A 26,981-nucleotide genomic window follows, 5' to 3' on the forward strand; every position below is an offset into this window, starting at 1 on the left:
AAAAGGCACACGCTGCAGCGAGTCCGTGCACGCGGCGCGCAGCCCGGAAAAGCTAAAACATCGGCGCGGTGCTGGCTGACATGGGAAGCCGGGACAAGCCCTGCTCTGGACAGCAGCGCAGACGCTTCTGCGGGCGCGCACCGGCCCCCGCAGATGCGTTTGGAGGGTCAGAGCCGACGCTTGCGGTTGAGCTGCGGAATCGTGGTCGGCGCGATGTCGACCGTGTGCGTTTGCCGCGCGGTCTGCGCCGCCAGTGCCGCCAGCGTCGGCTGACTGAACAGCGTGCGCGCATCGACATGCAGGCCGGCCTGACGCATGCGCGCCACCAGACTCACGGCGAGCAACGAATGCCCGCCCAACTCGAAGAAGTTGTCGTTGCGCCCGACCTGATCAATGCCCAGCGTCTCGGCCCAGACCCGCGCCACGGCCTGTTCGATGTCGCCTTCGGGCGGCACGTAAGCGCGGCTGAGCAAGTGCTCGGCGCCGGGCGCCGGCAACGCCTTGCGGTCGATTTTGTCGTTGGGCGTCAGTGGCATCGCTGCAAGCCGCACGAATGCTGCCGGGACCATGTACTCCGGCAATTGCTGCAAGACCTGCTCACGCAGGTCTTCGATGCGCGGCGCAGCGTGACCGTCGCGCACGGTGAAGTACGCTACCAGGCGCTCGTCGCGCACCAGCACCAGCGCTTCGCGCACGGCGCCATGCTCAATCAGCCGGGCTTCGATTTCCCCCGGTTCCAGGCGCAGGCCGCGCAGCTTCAATTGGAAATCGCTGCGACCGAGAAATTCGAGATTGCCGTCCGCCTGGTAGCGCACCCGGTCACCGCTGCGATACAAGCGATCACCGGCCACGAACGGGCTGTCAATGAAGCGTTCAGCCTGTATCTGCGGCAATCGGTGATAGCCACGCGCGACGCCTGCGCCGCCAATGTGCAGCTCGCCGCTGACACCCAACGGCACTGGCTGATCGTTGCCGTCAAGGATATACAGCCGCGTATTGCCCAGTGCCTTGCCGATCGGTACGACGCGTTCGGGCACCGGCTCATGAGGCTCCAACGTCCAGGCACTGCTGTCGACCGTGGTTTCGGTCGGGCCGTAAACGTTGTGCAGGCGCACCCACGGTAAGCGTTCGCGCACCGCACGGGCCAGCGCGACGGTCAGGTCGCCACCACCACAGAACACGTCGGTGAGGCTGATGCAGGCACTGACATCGTCCTGCTCGAGGAATTGCTGCAATAGCGCCGGGACGAACTTGACCACGCTGATGCGCTGTTCGCGTATCACTTGCGTGACGTAAGCCGAATCGCGGTTGCCATCAGGACGCGCCAGCACCAGCCGCAAGCCAGCGCTCAACGGCCAGAAAATCTCCCACACCGAGCTGTCGAAGCTGAACGGCGCCTTTTGCAACAGCGCGCCGTCTGCGGTCGGGGGCCGAATCTGCGAGCCCCAGTGCATGAGGTTGCAGACACTGCGGTGTTCAATCATCACGCCCTTGGGTGTCCCCGTGGAGCCTGACGTGTAGATCATGTAAGCCAGGTTCGACGCATTCAGGCCCGGCACTTGCAGGTTGCCGCTCGGCGCGTCGTCCCAGGTGCTGCGGTTGAAGTCGACCACGGTAGCATCCGTGTCACCTATCAAATTGCGAGTCGCCGCGTGCAGCAGCACCGCCACCGGAGCGCTGTCGCGCAACATGAATTGCAGACGCGCCAGCGGATAGTCCGGGTCCAGCGGCACATAGGCGCCACCGGCCTTGAGAATCGCCAGCAAGCCGATTACCAGCTCAAGACTGCGCTCGACACAGATCGCCACCCGGTCATCCGGTTGCACGCCTTGTTCGCGCAGGTGATGGGCCAGGCGGTTCGCCTGTTCATTGAGTTGTCGCCAGGTCAGTTGCGCGTCGCCGGCCTGCAACGCAATCGCATCCGGCTGACGTTGCACCTGCCGTTCGAACAACACGTGGAGCGGCTGCTCGAGCGGACATTCGACTTCGGTTGCGTTGAAGTGGATCAGCAACTGCTCTCGTTCTGTCGGCGACAGAATCGGTAGTCGGTTCACCGGCAGATCCGAGTCCTGTTCCAGGGCGTCAACCAGCCCGCTCACGGCCATCTGCATGTACCCGCCAATCCGTTGCGCGCCGATGTGGGGCAGCGCCCTGGCAGTCAGTTGCAAGCCATCACCGAAATCGTCGACGCTCAAGGTCAGCGGGTAATTGGTGCGTTCTTCATTGGCCAGGGTTTCGATGCCTTGCCAGTCCGGCCCTTCGGCATTAGCGTTTTGACGGTCGCTGTGTCGATAGTTGAGCAGCGCGCTGAACAGCGGAGTCGGCGCCGCCACGCCACTACAGCGCTGGGCCAGCGCCAGCGAAGCGTGTTCGTGCCCGAGCAATCCGGTCAGGCGCTGGTGGGTGGCCTGCACGGCGATTAGCGCAGTCGCAGCGACATCGACCCGCAAGGGCAAGGAGTTGATGAACACGCCCAGTGCGCGGTCGGCGCCCTCGCCGCCCTGCATGCGCCCCATTAACACCGTGCCAAACACCACCCGCTCAGGCCCCGACGTGGCCGCCAGCACCCGCGCCCAGGCCAGGTGAATCAGGCTCGCCACGCTGACGCCGAGCCGACGCGCCTGCTGGCGCAGACGTCCGTCCAGTTCGGCAGCCAGTGGTTGCTGCGACTCCTCGATACCGCGGCCATCGCCTTGTACATCGTGCAGACCGAACGGCAGCGTCGGCTCATCGATATCGCCGAGCATCTCGCGAAAAAAGCCTTCATGCTCCGTCTCGCTGACGCCCAGCCGCGCTTGCGCCACATAGTTGCGGTACGGCACCGCTGGCGGCAACGGCTCGCGCTGCCCGGCAAGGCTGTCGGACAGTTCGGCACGCAGCACCTCAAGCGCAATGTGATCCATCGCCAGGTGATGGAACAGCAACACACCGACCATCCGCCCCTTACCCGGATCGCGGGCAAACAGCAAGCGCAGCAGCGGTGCCTGGCTGACGTCGAGGCGATAGCAGCGCGCGTCAAACCGTCGATGCAATTGATCGAGAACGTCACCCTGGGCGGGGTCAATCCTGACCTCCTGTACCGGCAGTTCGACGTGGCGCAGAACCACCTGCACCGGCGTAACCAGCCCCTCCCAGACCACGGCAGTGCGCAGGATATCGTGTCGGGCCATGGCCTGACGCAATGCATCGGCGAAGGCTTCGACACGCTCCAGACTGTCGAAGGCGAGGTGCGATTGCAGCAGGTACGGATCGCCCTGCGTGGCGGTGATGTGGTGGTACAGAATGCCGTCTTGCAACGGTGCCAGCGGATAGATCTCCTGCACGTTGGCGGCACCACCGGGCACGCTGGCAACCACGCGGTCGAGGGTGGCCTGATCCAGCTCGACCAGCGACAGCATGTCGGGGCTGATCGCGGTGCAACCGTCCGGAATGCGATTGGCCGGCACGTCGGCTTCACGCCCGCTGCCAACGGCCGCCGCCAGTGCGGCCAGGGTCGGCTGGCCGAACAACACCCGCACGTCACAACTCATGCCGAGCTGGCGCATACGCTCGATCAAATTGACCGCCAGCAGCGAGTGCCCGCCGAGTTCAAAGAAATGGTCGTGGCGGCCGATCCGCGTTACCTGCAACACCTCGGCCCAGATCTGTGCCAACGCCGTTTCGACGTCTCCCTGCGGCGGCGCATAGTCACGGCGAATCAAGGCGTCCGGGCCCGGCGCCGGCAAGGCCTTGCGGTCGAGTTTGCCGTTGGCAGTCAGCGGCAGCGTCGTCAACCGCACGTAGGCCTGCGGCAACATGGCACTGGCCAGGCGTACTTGCAGATAAGCGTGCAACTCGACGATGTCCACGGGCCGGCGTTCGCTGAACCACGCCAACAACTGCCCATCACGCGCCAGCACCACCGCCTCCCGGACGGCGTCGTGGCTGCTCAGTACAGCCTCGACTTCGCCCGGCTCGACACGCACGCCACGGATTTTTACTTGATCATCACTGCGCCCCAGATATTCCAGCGTGCCGTCGTGCTGCCAGCGTACCCGATCACCAGTGCGATACAGACGCGCCTCGGGCACCTCGCTGAACGGGTCGCGCAGGAAGCGTTCGGCGCTGAGGTCTGCGCGGTTCAGGTAACCGCGGGCGATACCGGCGCCGCCAATGTACAGCTCACCGGCGATACCGATGGGCAGCGGTCGCTGCTGTTCGTCGAGGACGTGCACCGTTGCGTTGCTCACCGGTTTGCCGATATGCAGCGTACGGCCGACCTCTAATTTGCCGGAGGTCGCGACCACGCTGGCCTCGGTCGGACCGTAGTTGTTGATCACCTCGAACGATTGCGCGCGGTTGAATTGACGCAGGCGATCGCCGCCGATCAACAGCGTGCGCAGGGTCGGATGGTCGAGCTGGCGGCTGAACGCATATTCGGCGATGGGTGTTGGCAGAAAACTCACGTCCAGCGGTTGCGCCCGCCACCACGCCAGCAGTGCGTCGATGTCTTCGCCGCCGTCCTGGGCCGGGGCCAGGTGCAGGGTCGCGCCCGCGCACAGGGCCGGCCAGACCTCCCAGGCCATCGCGTCAAAGCCGAATCCGGCCAGGCTTGAGGTGTGCTGGCCAGGGCCGACGTTGAAGGCCTGACAATGCCAGTCGAGCAGATTACCCAACGCGCGGTGTTCGACCATCACGCCTTTGGGCACGCCCGTGGAACCGGACGTGTAAATCACATAGGCGAGGTTCGCCACGGTCAATCCCGCCACCACAGGGTCGGCGTCGGTGTCGGTCGGCCAGTCGCGACGATCCAGCTCAATCACCGGTACTTGCAGCAACGGCAAGCGGGCGCGCAAATCGCTTTGCGTCAGCACAGCCAGCGGTGCGCAGTCTGTGAGGAGATAGCTCAAGCGCTCGCTCGGGTGAGCCGGGTCGACCGGCACATAAGCCGCGCCAGCCTTGAGTACCGCGAGCAGTCCGGTCAGGGTATCGAGGCCACGCCGGGCGACGACGGCAACGCGATCATCGGGCTGCACTCCGAGCGCAATCAGATGCCGGGCGAGAAAATTGGCTTGGCTGTTGAGTTGGCCATAGGTCAGTTGCTGCCCTTGATAAAGGGCAGCAATGGCGTCGGGCCGCTGCGCTGCTTGCGCGGTAAAGCGCTGGGCAATCGTCTGGTCTTGCGGGAAGTCCGCCTGCGTGGCGTTCCACTGCTTTAACTGACTCGATTCATCCGCGGTGCTCAGGCAGAACTCCGCCGGCGTCAGCGCGGGCTGCTCCAGCCCCTGCTCGAGAATCAGCAGCAAGCGGGCGCCCAGCGCTTCGACTTCGGCGGCGTCAAAGTATGCTTGATCGTAAACAAGATGCAGCCAGGCCTGATCGTTGAAGCGATTGCTGCGAAGGTGAACCGCCAGCGGTGTCGCTTCATGACCATTGGAGACTTTGACGGTGTGTGCCGAGGCCGCGCCATAGCGGTAATCGTGGTCGTCCTGCTCGTAGGACACCGAGACTTCGAACAGTTGGGCGCGATCCTCGCGCAGCAGACCCAGCGCACGATTCATCTCACTCAGGGAAAAGCGCTGACGGCGCAGATCCTGTTTCAGCTCAGCCGCGATGGACCGCACAAGGTCTGCAAACGGCAACTCGCGAGCGAAGCACAAGCGCACGGCGCTGACTTGAGCGAACAAGCCGAGGGTGGTTTTAAAGCGCGCACCCGAGCGATTGAGCAACGGCAAGCCCACCACCCATTCGTCACGCTGCGCGGTGCGGCTGAAATACACATGCAACGCCGCCAGCAACACGTGGAACGCCGAAGCGCCAAACTGTCGCGCCGACTGCTGCATGCGCTGGTGCAGCAATGCAGGCAACGCTTGCACATAAGCCTGTGACGGTCGCGCCCCTTGACTGGAACGCTCACGATGACGCGGTAACAACAGCGGCTCCGGCTGCGAACGGTACTTGTCGAGCCAGTAGGCGCGATCACGGGCGTAGCGCTCCGAGGCCTGATAACGCGCATCGTCGTGAATGAATTCGACGTAGGATGGCGGCGAAATCAGCGGTGACTGCCCCTGACTCAGCGCGCTGTAGATGTCGCCCAGGGACTTGAGCATTTGCCCAAAACCCCAGCCGTCCAGAATCAAATGATGGGCTTGAGTCGCCAGCCAATGGCGGTGGCTGTCCAGACGAATCAGACAGAAGCGGAACAGCGGCTGGCCTTCCAGCGGATAAGCCTGCGCCATCTGCTGTTGCACCAGCGCTTGCGCGGCTGTTCGCGCATCGGCGTGCACGGAAAAATCAAACAGCGGCATCGCCACCGGCATTGTCGGGGCGAATCGCTGGCGGGGCATGCCTTGCGTATCAGCCCCCGGCAGCAGGACAGTGCGTAACGCGTCGTGGCTGGCAACCAGACACTCGAGCGCCGCGTGCATCACGGTCTTATCCAGCGGGCCGCACAGTTCGACATAACCGCCAATGTTGTACAGCGGCGAGTCGCCACGGCTCAACTGGTCCAGCCAGATGTCCCGTTGGGCGGCGGTCAGCGGAAAAGTTTCGCAAGGCACGGACAGATCGTCCGCCGCGTAAGCAGAAGTTGACTGCATAAGATCCATCTCATGTGATTTGCCGCGTATTCAAGCATCGGCCCTGATGAGCGCATGACACCTGAAACCCGGACAAGCGCAACCGACCCCGCATGGCTCTGGACAGCCCCTCCACAGCCAGCGACCTAGCGTTTTCTGCCGGAGCATTGCTGAAAAATCTGTAGGAAAAACACCATGCGCCGATGCTGCCTTTCGCCCAGCCCTGGTCGCTGGAAAATCCTTCCGGACCGATCTACCGGGCTCCCGCCGTGACCGGACAGTCACAGAGTTCGTTTGAGCGCCAGTGAGAACCGTCAGGATCCCAGCGCCAACATTCCAAAATAGTGGCACTTTGTGTCCCTGTTTTCCCCTACAGACGCAGGACAAATGCATAGGCTTAAATCCGCTCCAGATCAGTTCAAGGAGAAGTGATCACGCGGTGGCTTTTGGCAGAAACGGCAGACGAAGCAGTAATGGCTCTGAACCAGGGATGAGAAGGATATGAATCTGACCGGCAGTATTCGCAACATGGAAAACCCGCATTTTTATTGGCAACTTGGAGAGCTGATAGCCAGCACCGGCGACGATCACTTCGCCAGCAACATGTTCCAGTTGGTCGACACTTTGGTGCCGGTCAACCGCCTCGATCTCAGCGAGTGGACGCTGGATGAGCGCCAGGCGAGCGTAGTGGAGATCAAGCCGCTGGGCAGCGCAGGCCTGCCGCAGGCCGGCGCCAGCCATGCCACGCTGGAGCGGCCCGACGATCATCCGCTGTTGCAGAAGATGATCGAGATGAACGATTCACTGCTGATCCAATTGAAAGCTTCACTGTTGCCACGTCATCCGCAGCACTGCGTGCATCAATGCAATCTGGTGTCGCGCACCTCCAATCGCCGCTGCGTCATCTCGGTTTATCGCCCGCATACGCAGCGGGTGTTCTCCCTGCCGGAGCTGGCGTTTCTGAAAAGCTTGTCCGACACCCTGCTGCCGCTGATCGAGCGCCATGCGCAGATGACCCGGCAAAACCTCGCCCGCCAGCCACGCCCGCCGCTGGCCGAGCGGGATCAGGCACCGTTGGCGCAAGTCTTCGATGAACGCCTGGCACTGAGTAACATCGTCCTCTCGGCCCGCGAGAAGGAAGTCTGCCTGGGCCTGCTGACCGGCGGCACCGTGCCGCAGATGGCGGAAAAGCTGCGGGTCAAGAACAGCTCCATCGAAACCTATCTCAAGCGTGCCGCTGCCAAGCTGGGCGTCAGTGGGCGGCATGGCTTGGCGAAATGGATGGCCGGGGCTTGAACTCATCTCAGTCTTTCCAGCGTCTGAGGCGCAAACGCGCCTTACGGCTTCCCCTGTTCTGCATGATCCTGCTGATGACGGGTTGCTCGTTGATCCCGGAATACCAGCGACCGCCATCGCCCAGTGCCGCGCAGTACCCCATGGCAACGCGGCCGGCTACAACCGGCGATGACTGGCGAACCTTGTTCAACGATCCGGCACTCAAGCAACTGATCGAAAGCGCTTTGGTCAACAACCGCGACCTGCGCGTGGCCGCGCTGAATGTTCAGGCGTTCCAGGCGCAATACCGCATTCAACGCGCTGACCTGCTGCCGGCGGTCTCGGCCAATGCCAACGAACTGCGCCAGCGCCTGCCGTCCAGTGTCACTGGCGGCCAGGCGCAGATCACCTCGGCCTATGCGGTCAATCTGGGTATCAGCGCCTATGAACTGGATTTCTTCGGTCGGGTGCGCAGCCTCAGCGAGCAAGCCCTGCAGACATGGCTGGCCACCGAGCAGGCCCGGCGCAGTGCCGAACTGAGCCTGGTAAGCAATGTTGCCAATGCCTACCTGACCTGGCGCGCCGATCAGCAACTGCTCGAACTCAGCCGTGACACCCTCGCCGCCGATGAGCAGAGCCTGCACCTGACCACGCGCAACCGCGAAGCCGGCAAATCTTCGGCGCTGGAACAGGCACAGGCGCGGACCAGCGTCGACAGCTCGCGGGTCAATCTGGCGCGCTATCAGCGTCTGGTCGCGCAGGACCTCAACAGCCTGACGCTGCTGGTGGGTGCGCCGGTGCCGGCGCAACTGCCGGCGCTGCCATTGGCTGGCGAGCTGGTTTCGCCGCTGCCGGCCGGGCTGCCGTCGGACCTGCTGCAACGGCGTCCGGATATTCTCCAGGCCGAATACCGACTTAAAGCCGCCAACGCCAATATCGGCGCGGCACGTGCAGCCTTTTTCCCCAGCGTGAGCCTGACTGCCAATGGCGGCACGGCCAGCCGTGATCTCTCCGGTTTGTTCAGCGCAGGCTCCGGCGCGTGGACTTTCCAGCCGCAAATCAGCCTGCCGCTTTTCAATGCCGGCAGCCTGCGCGCCAGTCTGGATTACGCCAGGTTGCAAAAAGACGTGGCCGTCGCCGAATACGAAAAATCGATTCAGACGGCGTTTCAGGAGGTCGCCGACGGACTGGCGGTGCGCAGCACCTACGGGCAGCAATTGCAGGCCCAGCGCGATTTGGTCCAGGCCACCCAGGATTACTACAACCTGGCGCAGCACCGCTATCGCAACGGTGTCGACAGCAGCCTGACGTTTCTCGACGCGCAGCGCTCGCTGTTTGCGTCGCAACGAGGGTTGATCACCGACCGCCTGGCGCAGCTGGTTGCCGAGGTCAATCTATACGCCGCGCTGGGAGGTGGCTGGCCGACTGATGAACGCCTCGCGCGGTAAACGCCGGTCATTTCTTCTTACACCTTTTGTCGCCCGATCCTGCGCGGACCGGCGATCCGCGGCCGGCGGTCGCGCTCAGTTTGCTATCATGCGGCGCTTTTACGGTTAACCCCCCGCCAGTCCTGTCGACTGACGGGCTGCAAAAGGCGGTATCAAATGACGGCTTTGTTGACTCGCCGCAAGGTGCTTGCGGGAATGGGCGTACTCGGGCTTGGCCTGCTCGCCGGCTGCGACACCCGTGGCCAACTGTCGTACAAGTACGGCAAGGATCTGAGCGACAAGATCCTCGGACGCACCTTCAAGCTGAAGAACACTGAGGGCGAAACCATGTCGCTGTCGAGCTTTCGCGGAATGATGCCGATGATTTTCTTCGGCTTCACCCAATGCCCGGCAGTCTGCCCTACCACCCTCGCCCGCGCGGCGAAGATCAAGAAACTGATGGGCCGCGATGGCGATCGCCTGCAGGTGATTTTCATCACCCTGGACCCGGAGCGCGACACGCCGCAAATCCTCGACGCCTACGTTAAAGCCTTCGATCCCAGCTTCGTCGCGCTGTACGGCACGGTTGAGGAAACCAAGGCCACGGCCAAGGAATTCGACGTGTTCTACGAGAAAGTCCCGGCTGGCGACACTTACACCATTTCCCACACGGCCACCAGCTACGTCTACGACTCGCGTGGCGAATTGCGCCTGGGTCTGTCTACATCGCTTTCGGCAGAAGAATGCACGGAAGATTTGCTCACTGTTATGGAGGTCTGCTGATGCGTCCTGTTCTGAATCATCTCAAACGCACCGTGTGTGCACTGTCCCTGCTCGGCCTGGCATTCCAGGTGTCGGCGCAGACCCGGGTCGACGACGCCTGGGTGCGGGCCACCGTGCCGACGCAGTCTGCCAGTGGCGCGTTCATGACCCTCACCGCCGACAGCGACAGCAAGTTGCTCAGCGTCGCCTCGCCAGCGGCCAAAGACGTGCAGATCCACGAAATGAGCATGAAAAACGACGTCATGAGCATGGGCCCGGTGAAGTCGGTTGACCTGCCTGCCGGCAAAGCCGTGAGCTTCGACCCGAACGGCTACCACGTCATGCTGATGGGCCTGACCGGCCAGTTGAAAGAAGGCGACAGCGTGCCGCTGACCCTGACCGTGGAAAACGCCAAGGGCGAGAAAGAAACCATCGAAGTGAAAGCGCCGGTTCGTGCGCTGACCAACATGGGCAGCCACGATCACAGCAAAATGCATTGATCGCTGACTGAAATACTGTTCGCCCGAAAAAAAAGCGGGGCGGCTCGATCGATGATCGGACCGCCCCGTTTTTGTTGCGTTCAGGTAAATTTGGCGCTGGTCGTGGCATTAAAAGACAGCGTCAATAACCTGATCAGGTCGGTGAATGGGCAGAATTGACCTGGCGTGGAATAGCGCTAAAGCCGCGGGAGTGAGCCTGCTCGCGAAAGCGGAGTGTCAGTCATCAAGTACTGAATGATCTGACGCTTTCGCGAGCAAGCTCGCTCCCACAGTGGTTCTGGATGATGCTCTATTTCACGCTTGCCACAGATCCCTTTGTAGGAGTGAGCCTGCTCGCGAAAGCGGTGTGTCAGTCACCAAAGTGCTGAATGATCTGACGCTATCGCGAGCAGGCTCACTCCTACAGTAATTCCGGGTGACGCCGTTTTTCGGGTTCGGCACAAAACCTTTGGGAGCTGACGGAACCCTCAACTCCCCTCACCACCATGCGCCTCTTCAAAAAAGTAATCCTTCCAACTCGCCGCCTTGTTTTTCAGCACACCCAATTCCTGCAATTTCTGCGCATAGATAAAGGTGCGCTGCGGCACCACGGTGAAGTCGATCTCCGGGTCCTGGACGATTTGTTCGACCAGGGTCAGCGGCAACTTCGACTGCTCTACGCGAATGTACGCCTGCGCGGCGGCGGGTTTGTCGGCCTTGATGATTTTCTCGGCCTCGGCGAGCGCGTCGTAGAACGCCTTGTAGGTTTTCGGGTTCTCGTCGTGGAATTTTTCCGTCGTGTACAACACATTGAATGTCCCCGGACCGCCAAGAACGTCGTAGGAACTCAGCACTTTGTGCACGTTGGGATTTTGCAGGGCCTGGTACTGGAACGGCGGGCTGGAAAAGTGCGAATTGATTTCCGAGCCGCCGGCAATCAGCGCGGCGGTCGCGTCCGGGTGCGGCAGGCTGACCGAGATATTGTCGAATTTCTTGAACTGGTCATCACCAAACTGTTTGGCGGTTTCGATCTGCAAGGTGCGCGACTGAAAACCTACGCCGGCAGCCGGCACGGCGATGCGATCCTTGTCACTGAAGTCCTTGAGGGTCTTGATGTTCGGGTTGTTGGTCAGTAGGTAGTTGGGCATCGAGCCCAACGCGGCGATGGCCTTGACGTTCTGCTTGCCTCGGGTGCGATCCCAAACGGTGAGCATTGGCGGTACGCCGGCAGACACCACGTCCAGAGCGCCGGTCAGCAGTGCTTCGTTCATCGCCGTCGCACCGGAAATGCTGTTCCAGTCGACCTTTATATCCAGGCCCTGCGCCTTGCCGTGTTTCTCGATCAGTTGCTGATCGCGTACCACGTCAAGCATCAGGTAGCCGATGCCGAACTGCTGGGCAATGCTGATTTTGCCTTCAGCCTGGGCCGCGCTGCTGAACAGCGCGCCCGCCGTCAGGGTCGCGGCCAATAGAGCCAGCGCGGAACGTTTGAACGATGGGGCCATGACAACCTCGCAGCTAAGGGAGTGAGCTGAAAGGCCTGACTTTATCGATATAAAAAATATAAATTAAATACCTTTATTGCATAACGATAGCACTGAGTCATTTGGCTATCCATTGCACCGCTATCGCGAGCAGGCGATGGCCAACAACAGCCTGAAACAAAAAACTCAACTCAGCGAACAGCGGCTCTTCGTCCAGAAGGCCCGCAAACACTGAGCGTCCAGCGATTTGCGAATCGTAGCCCAGCCATTTAAAAAGCCGATCAGCGCGCCTGCCCTTGGTATCATCACCCACACTTTTTTGACCCTTTCATGACATGCAGGCTTTTTTGTGAGCGCTCTTTTTAACTGGCTGCGGCGGCCGAATGTCCGCCTTCTTTCCCTCATCGTCCTGGTGCTGATCGTGCCGGTGTGCCTGCGCATGGCGCTGGGCTGGTCGACGCCGCTGGGCTATTTGTCAGATCTGGCCGTTGGCAGTCTGCTGGTCGTAACGCTGCATCGTCGCGCGTGGTGGCTGGCCTTGCCGGTGCTGTTGTTCTGGGCGCTGCTGGCGATCGCCACGGCGGAACTGGTCAGCGCTGTCGGCCGCCTGCCGACGCCTTCCGATATTCATTATCTGATCGACCCGCAGTTCGTTGAAAACTCCACGGGCGGCGGACTTGCGCACCCTGCCCTGACCATCGCTTTGTTGGTGGCACTGGTTTTCTGGTTGCTGACTCAATTTGTCGGGCGCGGCCTGACTCGTCCGAATTTGCCGCGCTCTGTCTGGGCTGCGCCAATCGTCTTGTTCGCCGCCCATTGGGGCGCACAAAACCTGTGGCCTGACGACGGCGATGCCTGGCGCCTGTACAACCTGCCGCATCAGTTGCTTGCCAGCGAAGTCGCCGATTGGCAGATTCAGGCCGAGGAATGGCTGGACGGCGACGTCGAGGAACCGGCGCCGGCCATGGCCGGCCTCACCGATGTCGACCTCAACGGGCAGAAACTGCTGGCCGAGCCGGGTCAGGCGCGCAACGTGCTGATCATCGCCCTGGAAGGCATCCCCGGCGCCTATATTCGCGCCAACCGCGAGGCGATCGGCAGCCATTATCAGGAAGACCTGATGCCCAACCTCAGCCGCTGGGCCGAGCGCGGCATGAATACCCCGGATTACGTGCTGCACACCCATCAGACCATTCGCGGCCTGTACGCCATGCTCTGCGGCGATTACGACAAGCTCAACAACGGCACGCCCAAGGGCGTTGAAATGCTCACCCTGACCGAGCGCAATCAGGCCTGCCTGCCGGCGCAACTGCGCGAACACGGTTTCAGTACGCACTACTTGCAGGGCGCCGGCCTGCGCTTCATGGCCAAAGACAAGATCATGCCGCACATTGGTTTCGATGCGACCCATGGCCTGGAATGGTTCAGCAACAGCAATTATCTGGAATTCCCGTGGGGCAAGGACGACAAGGCCTTTTTCGAGGGCGCGCTGGATTACGTCGGGCAACTGAAAAAGCACCAGCAGCCTTGGATGCTGACGCTGCTGACCGTGGGCACCCACCAGCCCTACTCCGCACCGGAGGATTATCTTGAGCGCTATGAAACGCCGAAGCAGGCCGCTGTCGGTTATCTCGACGACGCGCTGGACCAGTTCCTGTTGGGGCTGGAGCGTCAGGGCATTCTCAAGGACACCCTGGTGGTGATCACCTCGGACGAATCCCACGGCATCGATGGTGTGCGCCTGGCCTCGTCGTGGGGCTTCAACCTGACGCTGGCGCCGGAACAGGCGCAACTGCCGCGCCTGAACGTCGGCGTCTATGGCCATGTCGATCTGAGCACCTCGATTCTCGACTACTTCGACCTGCCGGTGCCGAGTGCGCTGAGCGGTCGTTCGCTGTTCCGTGACTACGAGTCCGGGCGCGAAATCATGTCGTTCACCAACGGCAAGCTGCGTTACCACAACGGCCAGGGGATCTTCTCCGAATGCGACCTGCCGCGCCGCTGCCGCTATTACGAAAGCGCCGGGTTCATCGCCGACAGCGCCACCTACAAAGGCATCTATAGCGGTCACCTGGCCAGGCAGATTGCCGCGCGCGCCAATGCGCTGGACCTCTCCTTGCTGCGCACGTCGCTCAACCATCGCTACCAGTTCGGCAGCAACAACGTTATCCCGCTGCAAGCACAGATCAAGGATGACTGGGCCGACAATCTCATCGGCGCGCAATACCTGGAAATGCCCAAAGGCTCACACACTCGCGTACGCCTGACCGTGCGCTCGGTCGACCCGCAGCAGGCGGCGTATATCCAGCTCAAGGCCAAGGAGTTCGAACAGGACGTGCAACTGGGCCTGCCGGCGGAAATGATCGCCACGGCGGATCAGCCGCTGGAGATGGACTTCAGCTTTGAGAACCCGCAGCCGCGCAAGGCCTTCTCGTTTCATTTGTTGGGCTATGGCAATGGCGCGGTCGAGGTGACGGACTTCAGTGTAATTACTGAACTGCCGGGGCAGGAGGATATTCTGGATGAGATGCCTGAGGATGAGGCTGCGCAGTCCAGTTGATCGGCCAGCGTGTGCAGGCGCCTGACGTTAAGGAGCCTGCATTTTTTCCCGGTATAAGCTCTATCCCACGAGAGATGAAAGTCACCCAGTATTTTCCTGCCATCAATCGACCACCAATCAATTTCCCCTTGGCGTTTTTGCTATTATTTTAATGCGCTTTATTCGGAATGTTTATTGACGGATGTCAAATTTCCCCGTTACTTTTCTGGCAACGCCATTATGTTTAACAATAAAATCAACAGCGCCGGACACAACACTTCTATTGTTATCAAAGGTAACGGTTACCGAGCCGGACTCAACAGGGTACCTAACATTATCGTTCATGACATCCCATTCCAGTCTTCCAGAGGGGTGCTGTACGATGTGAGGGCCATCACCCTGTAACGAAGTTGGAACGGAGAACTCCACCCTATCTTCGTTATTGTTACTACCGATAATGAAAAATTCCTTGCCTGCGTTGTAGAATAAGAATTGCTCGCTGCGAAGAAACTCTTCTCCATCGATAAAAGCTACAAACGACCCCGTAGCTTTTGAATTTCTTAAAAGCTGAAGCATATCTTCCCGAGACATAATATCTATTCCTTTATTTAAGTTAGTGGCCTTCATTGCACCTTGAATATATTTTGATGCACGATCAGCGGCCACTGTCAGATATACCAGTCTTTTAGAACCATTCGAAATAACCCGATGTCGAAGTATTCCCTATCTCAGCTTATTGAGAGAGGTAGCCTATCAGTCCCGAATACCCGGCCTATTAGCCGACTCCCCAACTCGCGTCTAGCCTTACCAGTCCGAAGTCGGCACGAGCCGGCCGCAGACCTGATAGGGACACGAACATGGCAAACGAATCGAAATGCCCGTTCAACCACGCTGCCGGTGGCGGTACGACGAACCGTGATTGGTGGCCGAATCAACTCAACCTTAAGATCCTCAGTCAGCATTCGCCCAAGTCAGATCCGCTAGGCCCGGAATTCGACTACGCCAAAGCGTTCAAAAGCCTGGACTTCCAGGCCCTGAAACAAGACATCAAAGCGCTAATGACCGATTCCCAGGACTGGTGGCCAGCGGACTTCGGCCATTACGGCCCGCTGTTCGTGCGCATGGCCTGGCACAGCGCCGGGACTTATCGCACCGCCGATGGACGCGGTGGTGCCGGTTCCGGTCAGCAACGGTTCGCCCCGCTCAACAGCTGGCCAGACAACGTCAGCCTCGACAAGGCCCGGCGTCTGCTGTGGCCGGTCAAACAGAAGTACGGGCGCAATATTTCCTGGGCCGACCTGATTGTGCTGACCGGTAACGTTGCGCTGGAGTCCATGGGCTTCAAGACCTTTGGGTTTTCCGGCGGCCGCGCCGATGTCTGGGAGCCGGACGAAGACGTCTACTGGGGTTCGGAAACAGAATGGCTGGGCGGCGATAACCGTTACGGCAAGAGCAATGGCCCGGTGCAGGAACCCGGCGACGGCACGCTGGTAGCTGAGCCGGATTTACATGGCAAGGAAGAAAGCCGCACCGATCAGGGCGAACGCAACCTGGAAAATCCCCTTGCCGCGGTGCAGATGGGCCTGATCTATGTGAACCCGGAAGGCCCTGAAGGCAATCCGGATCCGGTGGCCTCGGCCAAAGACATTCGCGAGACCTTCGGCCGCATGGCCATGAATGACGAAGAAACCGTGGCGCTGATTGCTGGCGGCCACGCCTTTGGCAAGACCCACGGCGCAGGGCCTGCCGACAACGTCGGTCCCGAGCCGGAAGCGGCCGGTCTGGAACAGCAAGGCTTGGGCTGGAAAAACGCCTTTGGCAGCGGTAAAGGCGCTGACACGATCACCAGTGGCCTGGAAGTCACCTGGACCACCACCCCCACCCAATGGAGCAACAACTACCTGGAAAACCTGTTCGGCTTCGAATGGGAACTGACCAAGAGCCCGGCCGGCGCGCACCAGTGGCGACCGAAAAACGGCGCCGGCGCAGGCACCGTGCCCCATGCTCACGACCCGAACAAACGCCTGTCGCCGACGATGCTCACGTCTGACCTGGCGCTGCGTTTCGATCCCGCTTACGAACAGATTTCCCGGCGCTTTTTGGCCCGTCCAGAACAGTTGGCCGACGCCTTCGCTCGCGCATGGTACAAACTGATCCATCGCGACATGGGCCCGCTGTCGCGCTACCTCGGTCCGGAATTGCCGCAAGAGGAATTGCTCTGGCAAGACCCGATTCCCCAGATAACGCACGCGCTGATCGATGACAGTGATGCCACTGCCCTGAAAAACACCGTGCTGGCGTCAGGACTGTCGGTATCACAACTGGTGTCGACCGCCTGGGCGGCCGCTTCGACCTTTCGTGGTTCGGACAAACGCGGCGGCGCCAATGGCGGACGCTTGCGTCTGGCGCCGCAGAAGTTCTGGCAGGCCAACCAGCCGGAGCAACTGGACAAGGTACTGACGACGCTTGAAGGCATTCAGAAAGACTTCAACGGCACGGCAATCGGCGGCAAGCAAATTTCCCTGGCAGACCTGATCGTGCTGGCGGGCAATGCCGGGGTCGAGCAAGCCGCGAGAAACGCCGGACATTCGATTTCGGTGCCGTTTTCACCGGGCCGCGCCGACGCCTCGCCAGAGCAAACCGATGTCGAATCGTTTGGGTTTCTTGAGCCGATTGCCGATGGCTTCCGTAACTACAGCAAGGGCAAATACAGCATTTCGGCCGAGGCTTTGCTGATCGACAAAGCACAACTGCTGACGCTCACCGCGCCGGAAATGACGGTGCTGCTGGGTGGTCTGCGGGTGTTGAATACCAATGTCGGGCAGAGTCGCCAGGGTGTGTTCACTGATAACACCGAAGCACTGACCAATGACTTCTTCACCAATCTGCTGGACATGGGTGTGGAGTGGACGCCGACGTCACGGGATGCCGATGAGTTCGAAGGGCGTGATCGCAAGACCGGAGCGGCGAAATGGACAGCGACGCGGGTGGATCTGGTGTTCGGCTCCAATGCACAGTTACGTGCATTGGCCGAGGTGTACGCCAGTGCGGATGCCAAGCAGCAGTTCGTCAACGATTTCGTCAAGGCATGGACGAAGGTGATGAATCTGGATCGGTTTGACCTGAGATAACTGACGAAACGCAACCTCTGTAGGAGTGAGCCTGCTCGCGATGGCGTTGTATCAGTCATATTTCAGTGTCTGACACACCGCGATCGCGAGCAGGCTCACTCCCACATTGGATCGGTGTGTTAACACGATTCTGAGTACACCGCTAAAAACTGTGGGAGTGGGCTTGTTCACGAAGAGGGTGTGTCAGGCAACGAATTCGTTGGATGACACACCGGCATTCGCGAGCAAGCTCGCTCCCACAATAGGTTTTGCGTGTTGTCGCGATTCCGAGTACACCGCTCCCACCATAGGATTTGTGAGCTGTCGCGAATCTGAATACCACCAGCCCACATATTGGCCTAGGCGTTACGCCAGGCTCTTGCTGACCACTTCGTATACGTCGCTTGACAGCTGACCCGATGCCAGAATCCGCTCCAGCTCACCCTTCATCAGCGCCTGACGGGCGCTGTCGTATTTGCGCCAGCGGGTCAGCGGGGCCAGTTGGCGCGAGGCGATCTGCGGGTTGAAGCCGTTCAGCTCGATCACCAGATCCGCCAGGAAGCGATAGCCAGAGCCGTCCGCCGCATGGAAGTTGATCAGGTTTTGCCCGGCAAACGCGCCGATCAGTGCACGCACCTTGTTCGGGTTCTTGATGTTGAACGCCGGGTGCTGCATCAACGCCTTCACCCGCTCCAGACCGCCCGGCAAGGTGCTGCCGGCCTGCACGCTGAACCACTGGTCCATGACCAGCGGGTTGTCCTTGAAGTGCTCGGCGAAACTCGCCAGCGCCAAGGCTTTCTGTTCTTCGAACGGCGAATTGACCAGCACCGCCAGCGCGGTCAGGCGCTCGGTCATGTTGTCGGCGTTTTCGAACTGTTCCAGCGCGGCCGCAAGGACTTCCGGCTTGCCGCTGAGCATCAGGTACGACAGGGTGATGTTCTGCAACGCACGACGGGCGAAGTGCTCGGCCTCGGCCACATATGGGGTTTTCTTCGACAAGTCGCGGTTGGCCTGATAACGCAGCCACAACGCCTCGAACAGACCTTCAGCCAATTGCTTGCGGGCAAATTCGCGAGCGATATGGATCGCCTCGACGTCGGCCACTTCGCTGATTTCGGTAAGATACGCCTCCCCCGGCAGCGAGAGCATTTCCGCGACCATCGCCTGATCCAGCGACTCGTCGGACAGCACCGTGCGCAGCGCCGAGACCAGACGCGGGTCGAGCGTCAGGCTCTCGCCCTTCTGCTGTTGGCCGATCAGCTCTTGTAGCACCTGCACTGCCAATTGCTGGCCGGCATCCCAGCGATTGAAGCCATCGCTGTCGTGCTGCATCAGGAACATCAACTGATCGCGGTTGTACGGGAAGCTCAGTTTCACCGGCGCCGAGAACCCGCGCAGCAGCGATGGCAGCGGTTGCTCATTGATGTCGACGAAGGTAAAGGTCTGTTCAGCTTCGGTCACCGAGATAACCCGAGTGGTGCCTTGGGCGGCGGCTTCACCGCCGAGACGCAGGGCCATCTCGTTGCCTTGGCTATCGAGCAGACCCAGCTCCACTGGAATCACAAACGGCAGCTTCTCGACTTTGTCCGGGGTTGGCGGGCAGCTCTGACGGAAGGTCAGGCTATAAGTCTTGGCAGCAGCGTCATAGGACTCGCTCACCGCCAGACGTGGCGTACCGGCCTGGCTGTACCAGCGCTTGAACTGGCTCAGATCGACACCGTTGGCATCTTCCATGGCCTTGACGAAGTCATCGCAGGTCACGGCCTGGCCGTCGTGGCGTTCAAAGTACAGATCGCTGCCTTTGCGGAAGCCTGCGGCGCCGAGCAAGGTGTGGATCATGCCGACCACTTCCGAACCCTTTTCGTACACGGTCAGGGTGTAGAAGTTGGAAATCTCGATGAAGCTGTCCGGGCGCACGGCGTGGGCCATGGGGCCGGCATCTTCGGCGAACTGGTGGGTGCGCAGGTACGCAACATCCTGAATGCGCTTGACCGTGGCCGAATTCATGTCCGAGGAGAAACCGGCGTCGCGGAACACCGTGAAGCCTTCCTTGAGCGACAGCTGGAACCAGTCGCGGCAGGTCACGCGGTTGCCCGACCAGTTGTGGAAGTATTCGTGAGCGACGATCGCTTCGACCCGCTGGTGCGCGGCGTCGGTGGCGGTTTCGGCGCGAGCCAGCACGGCGCTGGAGTTAAAGATGTTGAGGCCCTTGTTCTCCATTGCGCCCATGTTGAAATCGTTCACGGCCACGATCATGAAAATGTCCAGATCGTACTCGCGGCCATAAACCTCTTCGTCCCAGCGCATGGATTTCTTCAGGCTGTTCATCGCGTGCTGGCACTTGTCGATGTTTTCCGGCTCGACGTAAATACGCAGCGCGACGTTGCGCTGACTCATGGTGGTGAAGGTGTCTTCGACACACCACAAATCACCGGCGACCAGCGCGAACAGGTACGCCGGTTTCTTGAACGGGTCTTCCCAGGTCGCCCAGTGCCGGCCGTCTTCGCCGGGGCCGGAAGCGATCGGGTTGCCGTTGGAGAGCAGCACCGGGTAGCTGTGCTGTTCGGCGACCACCGTGGTGGTGAACTTGCTCATCACGTCCGGACGGTCGAGGTAATAGGTGATCTTGCGGAAACCTTCGGCCTCGCACTGGGTGCAGAACATCGTGCCGGATTTGTACAGGCCCTCCAGCGCGGTATTGGTTTCCGGGTGGATGCGCACGCTGGTGTCAAGCGTGAAGGTTTCGCTGGTCGGCTGCAAAGTCAGGTGGCTGTCGGACACTTGGTAGTCAGCGGCGCTCAGCTCCTGGTCTGCGAGCGTTACCGAGAGCAGCTCCAGTTGCTGGCCGTCGAGCACCAGCGGCGGCAGGCCCGCGCCGCGCTCGGGGTTGCGGCGCATCACCAGTTGCGCGTGGACCAGGCTGTGGTCCTCGAACAACTCGAAGGTCAGGTGCGTTTCGTCGATCAGGTACTCGGGCGCCTGATAGTCCTTGAGGTAAATCATCTTCGGTTGGTCGGTGCGCATGCTGGAGTCCTTATTGATGCACGGCGAGCTGGTAAGCCGTGTATTTACGAATGTTGATCACGCCGGTGTCAAAGATCAGGTACTGGCCCTTGATCCCCAGCAGCGTGCCTTCGGCAATCGGGTTCTTGTCCAGGTTGAAGCTGACGATTTTCGCCGGGTATTGCTCGACGGGATAGCGGATTTCCAGCGGTTCGACATCGGCAATCGTCTGAATCGCCTGTAGGCCGAATCGCTCCTGTAAACCTTGCAGGCCTTCGGCGCAGCTTTCGAACAACTGATCGCGCACCTGCGCCAGATCCACCGCCGCCGCATCGCCCTTGAGCAAGGCGCGCCAGTTGGTCTTGTCCGCCACCTGACTGCGGAACAGGTCTTCTACAAAACCCGATTGCTGCCGTGTCGACACGCGCATGATCGGCAAGGCCTGACTCGCCCCTTGATCGAGCCAGCGCGTCGGCAACTGCGTTGCACGGGTGATGCCAACCTTGATCCCCGACGAGTTGGCCAGATAGACCACGTGATCGGTCATGCAGAACTGCTCGCCCCACGCCGGATCGCGACAGGTGCCAGCGTCAAAGTGGCAGCGCTCCGGGCTCATGATGCACAGGTCGCACTGCGCCAGTTTGGTCATGCACGGGTAGCAATAGCCCTGACTGAAGCTGGTTTTGGTCTTGCGCCCGCAATGGGTGCAATGGATTGCCCCCAGATATTCCAGACGCAGCGTGCTGCCGATCAACGGATTGACCGGCACCTCGACGTCGTCCAGACGAAACGCGTACTGCACGTTCGGCCCGTCAAGGCGCGCCGACATTTTGCTGATTGCACCGCGGCCAATCTCGATCAATGGATGGCATCCGACTTGAACAGAATGTTCGGCACTTCGATCGACTTCGACGCACATTCCTGCGGGCCCATGTAACCAGTGCGCTGATCTTCAGGCAGGTTCTGGATTTCCCAGGCGATCATCGCCTGCAACGACAGCTCGCGCTGCTCGGCGGTGAGTTTGTTGCCGTCGGACCATTTGCCGATTTCCACGGCCAGTTTCAGGCTTTCGTAGATGTCCGGGGTGATGTTGTTGATCATGTCGTTGAAAGAGGACATCAGGGGTCTCCGTGCTCTTTACTGAAACAAAAAATTTAGACGGCCAGTTTACGGCGGTTATACAAACCGCCCAACAAACCGGTGAAGCATCCGATGAGTAACCCGCTCAGGTGTGCGGCGTTGGCAATCTGGCCGAAACCGATCAGCGAGATCAGCCCGGACATGCACACCAGCAGCCACACCAGCATCATCACCAGCACGCCGCGCGGCAGGCGATAGGCCGGGTTCGGCGCCAGCAGCTGGAAAATCCAGCAATGCCCGAGCAAGCCGTAGAGCACGCCGGACAGACCGCCAAACAGGGTCGGGCCGCTCCAGACGAACTGCGCATAGTTGGACACCAGGCTGAACAGCAACGTCAGGCCGATCAGGTTGATACTGCCCTGACGCGACTCGATACGCCGGCCCAGCTCCCAGTACCACATGCCGTTCATGGCCAGGTGGAGGATGCCGAAATGGATCAGCATCGGCGTGATCAGCCGCCACCACTGCCCCGCCGCCAGACTGTCAGCCAATGGGGTGAACTGGATGTACTCGCCGATCACGCGAAAGTCGAGGAAGGTCAACCAGCGCAGCGTTTCGAGGTTCTCGCCGAGAAAGGTCAGACCGCCGACAATCAGGCTCAACAGCAGAATGAAACCGGTGGCCCGGGCGTGTTTCAGTTGTTCGGCGAAGCCCGGACGCTTGAAGGTCTGGCCCAGCGGAATGTCCAGTTGCTGATCGGGATCGCCGGCCGGGAAGCGTTCGTACAGCGAACGCACGTCTTCGCTGATTTCAGCCGGCGCCCACAGCACCTGCTCGCCCGCCTCCTCGCTGACCCGATGCGGGACCTGCATACGTTGCAGGAGTTTGACGAAGCCGCTCAGGTCCACCGCCAGGGGCAGGCGCAATACCGCTACCGCACTCATTGCAGCACCTCCGGCCGCTCGACATCGACCCAGACAAATTTATCTGGATCGAGGCGAGTTTCCTGATCCAGACGATAAGCGACCAGTTTGCCGTAGAGCACCGCGCTGTAATCCAGGCAGGCGAGGTTCGGACGGATCGGCGCGGGTTGGCCGCTGCGCCAGTAGTGGCCGACGAACAGCAATGGCTCGTCGACGCCATAACGCAGCAGGGCATTCTTTTCCGTTGAGGACAGCGGCGTCTGTGCCACCGGTTCCGGCAGGGCATCAGGCTGAAAGACGATGTCGCCGTAGGTTTTCGGGTCGTCCTCCCAGAACTTGGTGCGGAAGAACGCGCGCACCAGACCGTCGCCACTGGTCATGGTCAGGCCGCCCGGCAGGCGCATATCGGTGCCGCGCAGCAGACGGTCGAACACGGTGCAGGCGAAGCTGCCGGGAACCGCCGAGGCCTGCAGGAAATGTTCGTCGACGCAGCCGTCGGGAAACAACGCCCGCAATGGTTCGATCAGACCGGCATCCCAGCACGCGTGCACGACCCGGAAACGTCCGGCATCGATAAACAATGGCAGCTCATAGAACCATTGCTGAAAGTCATGCCAGTCACCCGGATGGTCTTCGAATTGGCTCAGCGTTTCGTGCAGCAGGCGGGCATGGCGAGGCGTGTGTTCACGGACGAATTGCTTGCCACTGCCCGGTGGCGCCGGGGTGCTCCAGCCCAGGGCGTTGAATTCGTGGTTGCCCATGATGCACAAGGCCTGGCCAGCCTGGACCATGTCATGAACGATGTGCAGCGCCTCACGGATTCGCGGGCCACGGTCGATGATGTCGCCGACAAACACAGCCATGCGCGATGGATGCCGCCAGACCCCGCCCTGCTTGTGATAACCGAGACGGTCAAGCAAGTGTTCCAGGGTCAGGGCGCATCCGTGCACGTCACCGATCAGGTCGTAACTGCGCGCGGGATCGAGCATCAGTCGCCTCCGCCCCCCAACTTGCTGCCCCAGCCGAGCTTGGTACGGCAGACTTCATAATAGTTGTGGTCGAGTGGATGGATCAGCCGCAATTTCTGCGCTTTTTTACTGACGGTGATGGTGTCGCCCGGCGCACAGGTGAAATGGTTCTGCCCGTCGCAGGAGACTTGCGGGTAAATCTGCATGTTTTTCGACACGACGATTTTCAGCTCACTGTTGCCATCGACCACAATCGGCCTGCTCGACAACATATGGGGGTACATCGGCACAATCACAATGGCGTCGAGCTTGGGGTGCATGATCGGGCCACCGGCCGACAGCGCGTACGCGGTGGAGCCGGTGGGCGTGGCGACGATCAGGCCGTCGGCCTTCTGGCTGCAGACGAACTGACCGTCGATGTACAGCTCGAATTCGATCATCCGCGTCGATTTGCCGGGATGCAGCACGACATCGTTCAGCGCATCGCCCTGGCCGATGGCCTCGGCGTGGCGGCGGACTTCGGCTTGCAGCAGAAAGCGGTTTTCCACCAGATAATGGCCGTCGAGCACCTTGGCGACTTCGACTTCCAGCTCGTCCGGGCGAATGTCGGTGAGAAAACCGAGGCTGCCACGGTTGATCCCCAGCACCGGAATATTATGTTTGGCCAGGGCGCGGGCGGCGCCAAGCAGGCTGCCGTCACCGCCGACAACGATGACCATGTCGCAGACCTCGCCGAGCATCTTGCGTGACGACGTTTGCAGGCCATGGCCCGGCAGGACTTCAGCAATGGTGTCTTCGAGAATCACGTGCAGATGCCGGTCGAGCAGAAACCGTTTCAGTCGGCGGACGGTATCCAGCACCTGGGAACTGCCCAGGCGACCGATGATGCCGATATTACGAAATTGCTCCATGGGACCTCTGCGGACAATCGAAAACGCGAAAAGCACGATTATGGGCGAAAGCGCCAGATAGACAAAATCCTTTCAGCCTCAAGGGTGTGCTCAGGTTTAAGGCTATGCTCGCAAGATGATCCTGTTTCCCGATTTGCTTCAGCTCCCTCATCAACTGCGCCATCCGGAGGTGCGCGACCTGGCGTGGGTGATCCTCGCCCCGCCGATGCTCGCCGCTACGCCCTGGCCGCAGCGCCACCCGCTGGCCGGCAGTGATTGGGTGCAAGACCCGCCACGCCTGGAACACTGGCTGCGCCAACTTGACCGTGACAGTTACGGCTTGCTGCACTGGTTGTCGCAGGCCCGGACAAGGCGTCTGGGCCTTTATTACGAACGCTTGTGGCAGTTTGCCGTGGAGCACGCGCCCGGCATCGAGCTGATCGCCGCCAACCTGCCTATTCGCCGCGCCGGCCACACCCTCGGCGAGCTGGACATGCTGCTGCGTGACCGCGACGGCGTGCATCATCTGGAACTGGCGATCAAGCTCTACCTCGGCCCGCAAAACGGCGATGGCCATGATCCGGCGCAATGGCTGGGGCCGGGCTGCCATGACCGGCTGGATCGCAAACTGGCGCATCTGGCCGCGCACCAACTGCCGATTTCGGCGCGTCCGGAAAGCCGCGAGGTGCTGGCGACACTGGATATCGAGACGTTCAGCGCGCATTTGTGGCTCGGCGGTTATCTGCTGTATCCATGGCCGGGACAGTCTGCGCCCCCGCAGGGTGCACACCCGCGGCATCTGCGTGGCAACTGGCTGCATCAGAAGGATTGGCCGGCGTTTGTCGCGCAACGTCCGGCCGGGCGCTGGCAACCGCTGCCGCGTCATGCCTGGCTGGCGCCGGCGCATTATCCGGCGGATCAGGTCTGGACAGCGGAACAGTTGCGTCTGTGGCTGGCGGACTTGTCGCCGCTGGCTCCGGCGCAATTGCTGGTGCGCCTGAGCGAAAATGCGCAGGGCGACTGGGAAGAGGCCGAGCGGTTGTTTCTGGTGTCGGATCTTTGGCCGAATGTGCCGGGGCAAACCTGAGATTTTTGGTGCCTGGACCATCGCCTTCGCGAGCAGGCTCACTCCTACAGGGGATCGTATTTCAATTGTAGGAGTGAGCCTGCTCGCGATGGAGTCACCTCGGTCTACAGCGAAAGCCGCAGCGCCAGCGCCGCCAAGGTCACCAACAACACCGGCACCGTCAACACGATCCCGACCTTGAAGTAATAACCCCAGCCAATATGGATGCCCTTGCGTTCCAGCACGTGCAGCCACAACAACGTTGCCAGACTGCCAATCGGCGTAATCTTCGGCCCCAGATCGCTGCCGATCACGTTGGCGTAAATCATCGCTTCCTTGATCACCCCGCTGGCCTGGCTGGCATCGATCGACAGCAAGCCGATCAGCACCGTCGGCAAATTGTTCATGATTGACGACAGCAGCGCCGTCAGCACGCCGGTGCCCATGGCCGCGCCCCACACGCCGTGGCTAGCGAAGACATCCAGCCATCCGGCGAGATAACCGGTGAGCCCGGCATTGCGCAGGCCGTAGACCACCAGATACATGCCCAACGAGAAAATCACGATCTGCCAGGGCGCTTCTTTCATCACTTTGCGCGTGGATATCTTGTGACCCCGTGCGGCGATGCCCAGCAGCAGCGCGGCGCACACCGCAGAAATGGCGCTGATCGGAATGCCCAGCGGTTCGAGGGCGAAGCAGCCGATCAGCAGGATCGCCAGCACCGCCCAACCGGCATAGAACGTCGCCTTGTCGTGAATCGCCGTGTGCGGGTTTTCCAGTTGCTCAGGGTCGTAGGCCGCTGGAATATCGCGGCGAAAAAACCACAACAACATGCCCAACGTCGCCGCCACGCTGACAAAGTTCACCGGCACCATTACCGCAGCATAGCGATTGAAACCAATGTGAAAGAAGTCCGCCGAAACGATGTTGACCAGGTTCGACACCACCAACGGCAGGCTCGCTGTGTCGGCAATAAACCCGGCGCCCATGACAAAGGCCAGCGTCGCCGCCGGGGAAAAGCGCAGCGCCAGCAGCATCGAAATCACGATGGGAGTAAGGATCAGCGCCGCGCCGTCATTGGCGAACAATGCCGACACCAGTGCACCCAGCAGCACCATGAAGGCAAACAGCTTGCGCCCGCTGCCCCGCCCCCACCGTGCAACATGCAGCGCCGCCCACGCGAAAAACCCCGCCTCGTCGAGCAGCAGGCTGATGATGATCAGCGCCACGAAAGTGCCGGTGGCGTTCCAGATGATTTGCCAGACCAGCGGGATATCCGTCAGGTGGACGACGCCGAAGATCAACGCCAGCACGGCGCCAAGGGTCGCACTCCAGCCGACGCCAAGGCCTTTGGGCTGCCAGATCACAAGGGTAATGGTCAGCAGGAAAATCAGTGACGCAGCGAGCATTCGCAACAG

Annotated in this window: 18 protein-coding genes; 7 read left to right on the forward strand and 11 right to left on the reverse strand. The window is 60.9% G+C overall.

Going from position 1 to position 26,981, the window contains the following annotated elements; all coding sequences use genetic code 11:
• Positions 1-167: 167 nt before the first annotated feature.
• On the reverse strand, positions 168-6,578 hold the full coding sequence (locus HU765_RS15000) for a non-ribosomal peptide synthetase (protein ID WP_186621444.1): 6,411 nt from the start codon (positions 6,576-6,578) through the stop codon (positions 168-170).
• Between the two features lie 480 nt (positions 6,579-7,058).
• Here HU765_RS15000 and HU765_RS15005 point away from each other — a divergent pair, with 480 nt between their 5' ends.
• The 4 genes from HU765_RS15005 to HU765_RS15020 all read left to right on the forward strand — a co-directional run bounded on the left by HU765_RS15005 (position 7,059) and on the right by HU765_RS15020 (position 10,521).
• Positions 7,059-7,853: a helix-turn-helix transcriptional regulator gene (locus HU765_RS15005; protein WP_186547985.1), complete on the forward strand. Its 795-nt coding sequence runs from the start codon at positions 7,059-7,061 to the stop codon at positions 7,851-7,853.
• Positions 7,854-7,927: 74 nt separating this feature from the next.
• Entirely contained in the window at positions 7,928-9,280 is a 1,353-nt protein-coding gene (locus HU765_RS15010) for an efflux transporter outer membrane subunit (protein WP_272974375.1), read from the forward strand.
• A 156-nt stretch (positions 9,281-9,436) separates the two neighbouring features.
• Positions 9,437-10,042: an SCO family protein gene (locus tag HU765_RS15015; protein ID WP_186547990.1), complete on the forward strand. Its 606-nt coding sequence runs from the start codon at positions 9,437-9,439 to the stop codon at positions 10,040-10,042.
• Positions 10,042-10,521, forward strand: coding sequence for a copper chaperone PCu(A)C (locus tag HU765_RS15020; protein ID WP_186621445.1), 480 nt, complete (start codon positions 10,042-10,044; stop codon positions 10,519-10,521). The genes HU765_RS15015 and HU765_RS15020 overlap by 1 nt, the downstream gene beginning before the upstream one ends.
• Before the next feature lie 467 nt (positions 10,522-10,988).
• On the opposite strand, the gene HU765_RS15025 is transcribed toward HU765_RS15020, so the two are convergent.
• Both HU765_RS15025 and HU765_RS15030 read right to left on the reverse strand, forming a co-directional pair.
• Positions 10,989-12,005, reverse strand: a complete 1,017-nt coding sequence (locus HU765_RS15025; RefSeq protein ID WP_186621446.1) for an ABC transporter substrate-binding protein — start codon at positions 12,003-12,005, stop codon at positions 10,989-10,991.
• A 97-nt stretch (positions 12,006-12,102) separates the two neighbouring features.
• Entirely contained in the window at positions 12,103-12,297 is a 195-nt protein-coding gene (locus HU765_RS15030) for a hypothetical protein (protein WP_186621447.1), read from the reverse strand.
• Positions 12,298-12,333: 36 nt separating this feature from the next.
• On the opposite strand from HU765_RS15030, the gene HU765_RS15035 reads away from it, so the two are divergent.
• Positions 12,334-14,544, forward strand: a complete 2,211-nt coding sequence (locus HU765_RS15035) for a sulfatase-like hydrolase/transferase (RefSeq protein ID WP_186621449.1) — start codon at positions 12,334-12,336, stop codon at positions 14,542-14,544.
• Between the two features lie 171 nt (positions 14,545-14,715).
• Here HU765_RS15035 and HU765_RS15040 read toward each other — a convergent pair whose 3' ends face one another.
• Entirely contained in the window at positions 14,716-15,189 is a 474-nt protein-coding gene (locus HU765_RS15040; protein WP_186621451.1) for a hypothetical protein, read from the reverse strand.
• A 191-nt stretch (positions 15,190-15,380) separates the two neighbouring features.
• Here HU765_RS15040 and katG point away from each other — a divergent pair, with 191 nt between their 5' ends.
• Complete coding sequence (gene katG, locus HU765_RS15045; RefSeq protein WP_186621453.1) at positions 15,381-17,654, forward strand: catalase/peroxidase HPI; 2,274 nt, start codon at positions 15,381-15,383, stop codon at positions 17,652-17,654.
• A 345-nt stretch (positions 17,655-17,999) separates the two neighbouring features.
• Here the strand turns inward: katG and pepN are convergent, their stop codons facing one another.
• Genes pepN through HU765_RS15075 form a run of 6 tightly spaced genes read right to left on the reverse strand, consistent with a single transcriptional unit; the run spans position 18,000 to position 24,518 of the window.
• Entirely contained in the window at positions 18,000-20,657 is a 2,658-nt protein-coding gene (gene pepN / locus HU765_RS15050) for an aminopeptidase N (protein ID WP_186621455.1), read from the reverse strand.
• 10 nt (positions 20,658-20,667) lie between these two features.
• Complete coding sequence (locus HU765_RS15055; RefSeq protein ID WP_186548007.1) at positions 20,668-21,498, reverse strand: DUF2797 domain-containing protein; 831 nt, start codon at positions 21,496-21,498, stop codon at positions 20,668-20,670.
• Positions 21,495-21,755: a DUF1315 family protein gene (locus tag HU765_RS15060; protein ID WP_016774215.1), complete on the reverse strand. Its 261-nt coding sequence runs from the start codon at positions 21,753-21,755 to the stop codon at positions 21,495-21,497. The genes HU765_RS15055 and HU765_RS15060 overlap by 4 nt, the downstream gene beginning before the upstream one ends.
• A 35-nt stretch (positions 21,756-21,790) precedes the next feature.
• A complete protein-coding gene (locus HU765_RS15065; RefSeq protein ID WP_186548010.1) occupies positions 21,791-22,660 on the reverse strand; it encodes a rhomboid family intramembrane serine protease in 870 nt (289 codons plus the stop codon).
• A complete protein-coding gene (locus tag HU765_RS15070) occupies positions 22,657-23,628 on the reverse strand; it encodes a metallophosphoesterase (protein WP_186621457.1) in 972 nt (323 codons plus the stop codon). The genes HU765_RS15065 and HU765_RS15070 overlap by 4 nt, the downstream gene beginning before the upstream one ends.
• A complete protein-coding gene (locus HU765_RS15075) occupies positions 23,628-24,518 on the reverse strand; it encodes an NAD(+) kinase (RefSeq protein WP_003224174.1) in 891 nt (296 codons plus the stop codon). Before HU765_RS15075 ends, HU765_RS15070 begins: the two co-directional genes overlap by 1 nt.
• Before the next feature lie 115 nt (positions 24,519-24,633).
• Here HU765_RS15075 and HU765_RS15080 point away from each other — a divergent pair, with 115 nt between their 5' ends.
• The gene (locus HU765_RS15080) at positions 24,634-25,584 is read left to right on the forward strand and encodes a DUF1853 family protein (RefSeq protein ID WP_186621459.1); all 951 of its coding nucleotides are present in this window, start codon (positions 24,634-24,636) and stop codon (positions 25,582-25,584) included.
• Positions 25,585-25,688: 104 nt separating this feature from the next.
• Here the strand turns inward: HU765_RS15080 and HU765_RS15085 are convergent, their stop codons facing one another.
• Positions 25,689-26,972: an arsenic transporter gene (locus HU765_RS15085; protein WP_186621462.1), complete on the reverse strand. Its 1,284-nt coding sequence runs from the start codon at positions 26,970-26,972 to the stop codon at positions 25,689-25,691.
• Between the last annotated feature and the right edge of the window lie 9 nt (positions 26,973-26,981).

The organism is Pseudomonas sp. SWRI81, from assembly GCF_014268545.1.
In the GTDB taxonomy this organism is placed as follows: Bacteria; Pseudomonadota; Gammaproteobacteria; order Pseudomonadales; family Pseudomonadaceae; genus Aquipseudomonas; species Aquipseudomonas hamedanensis.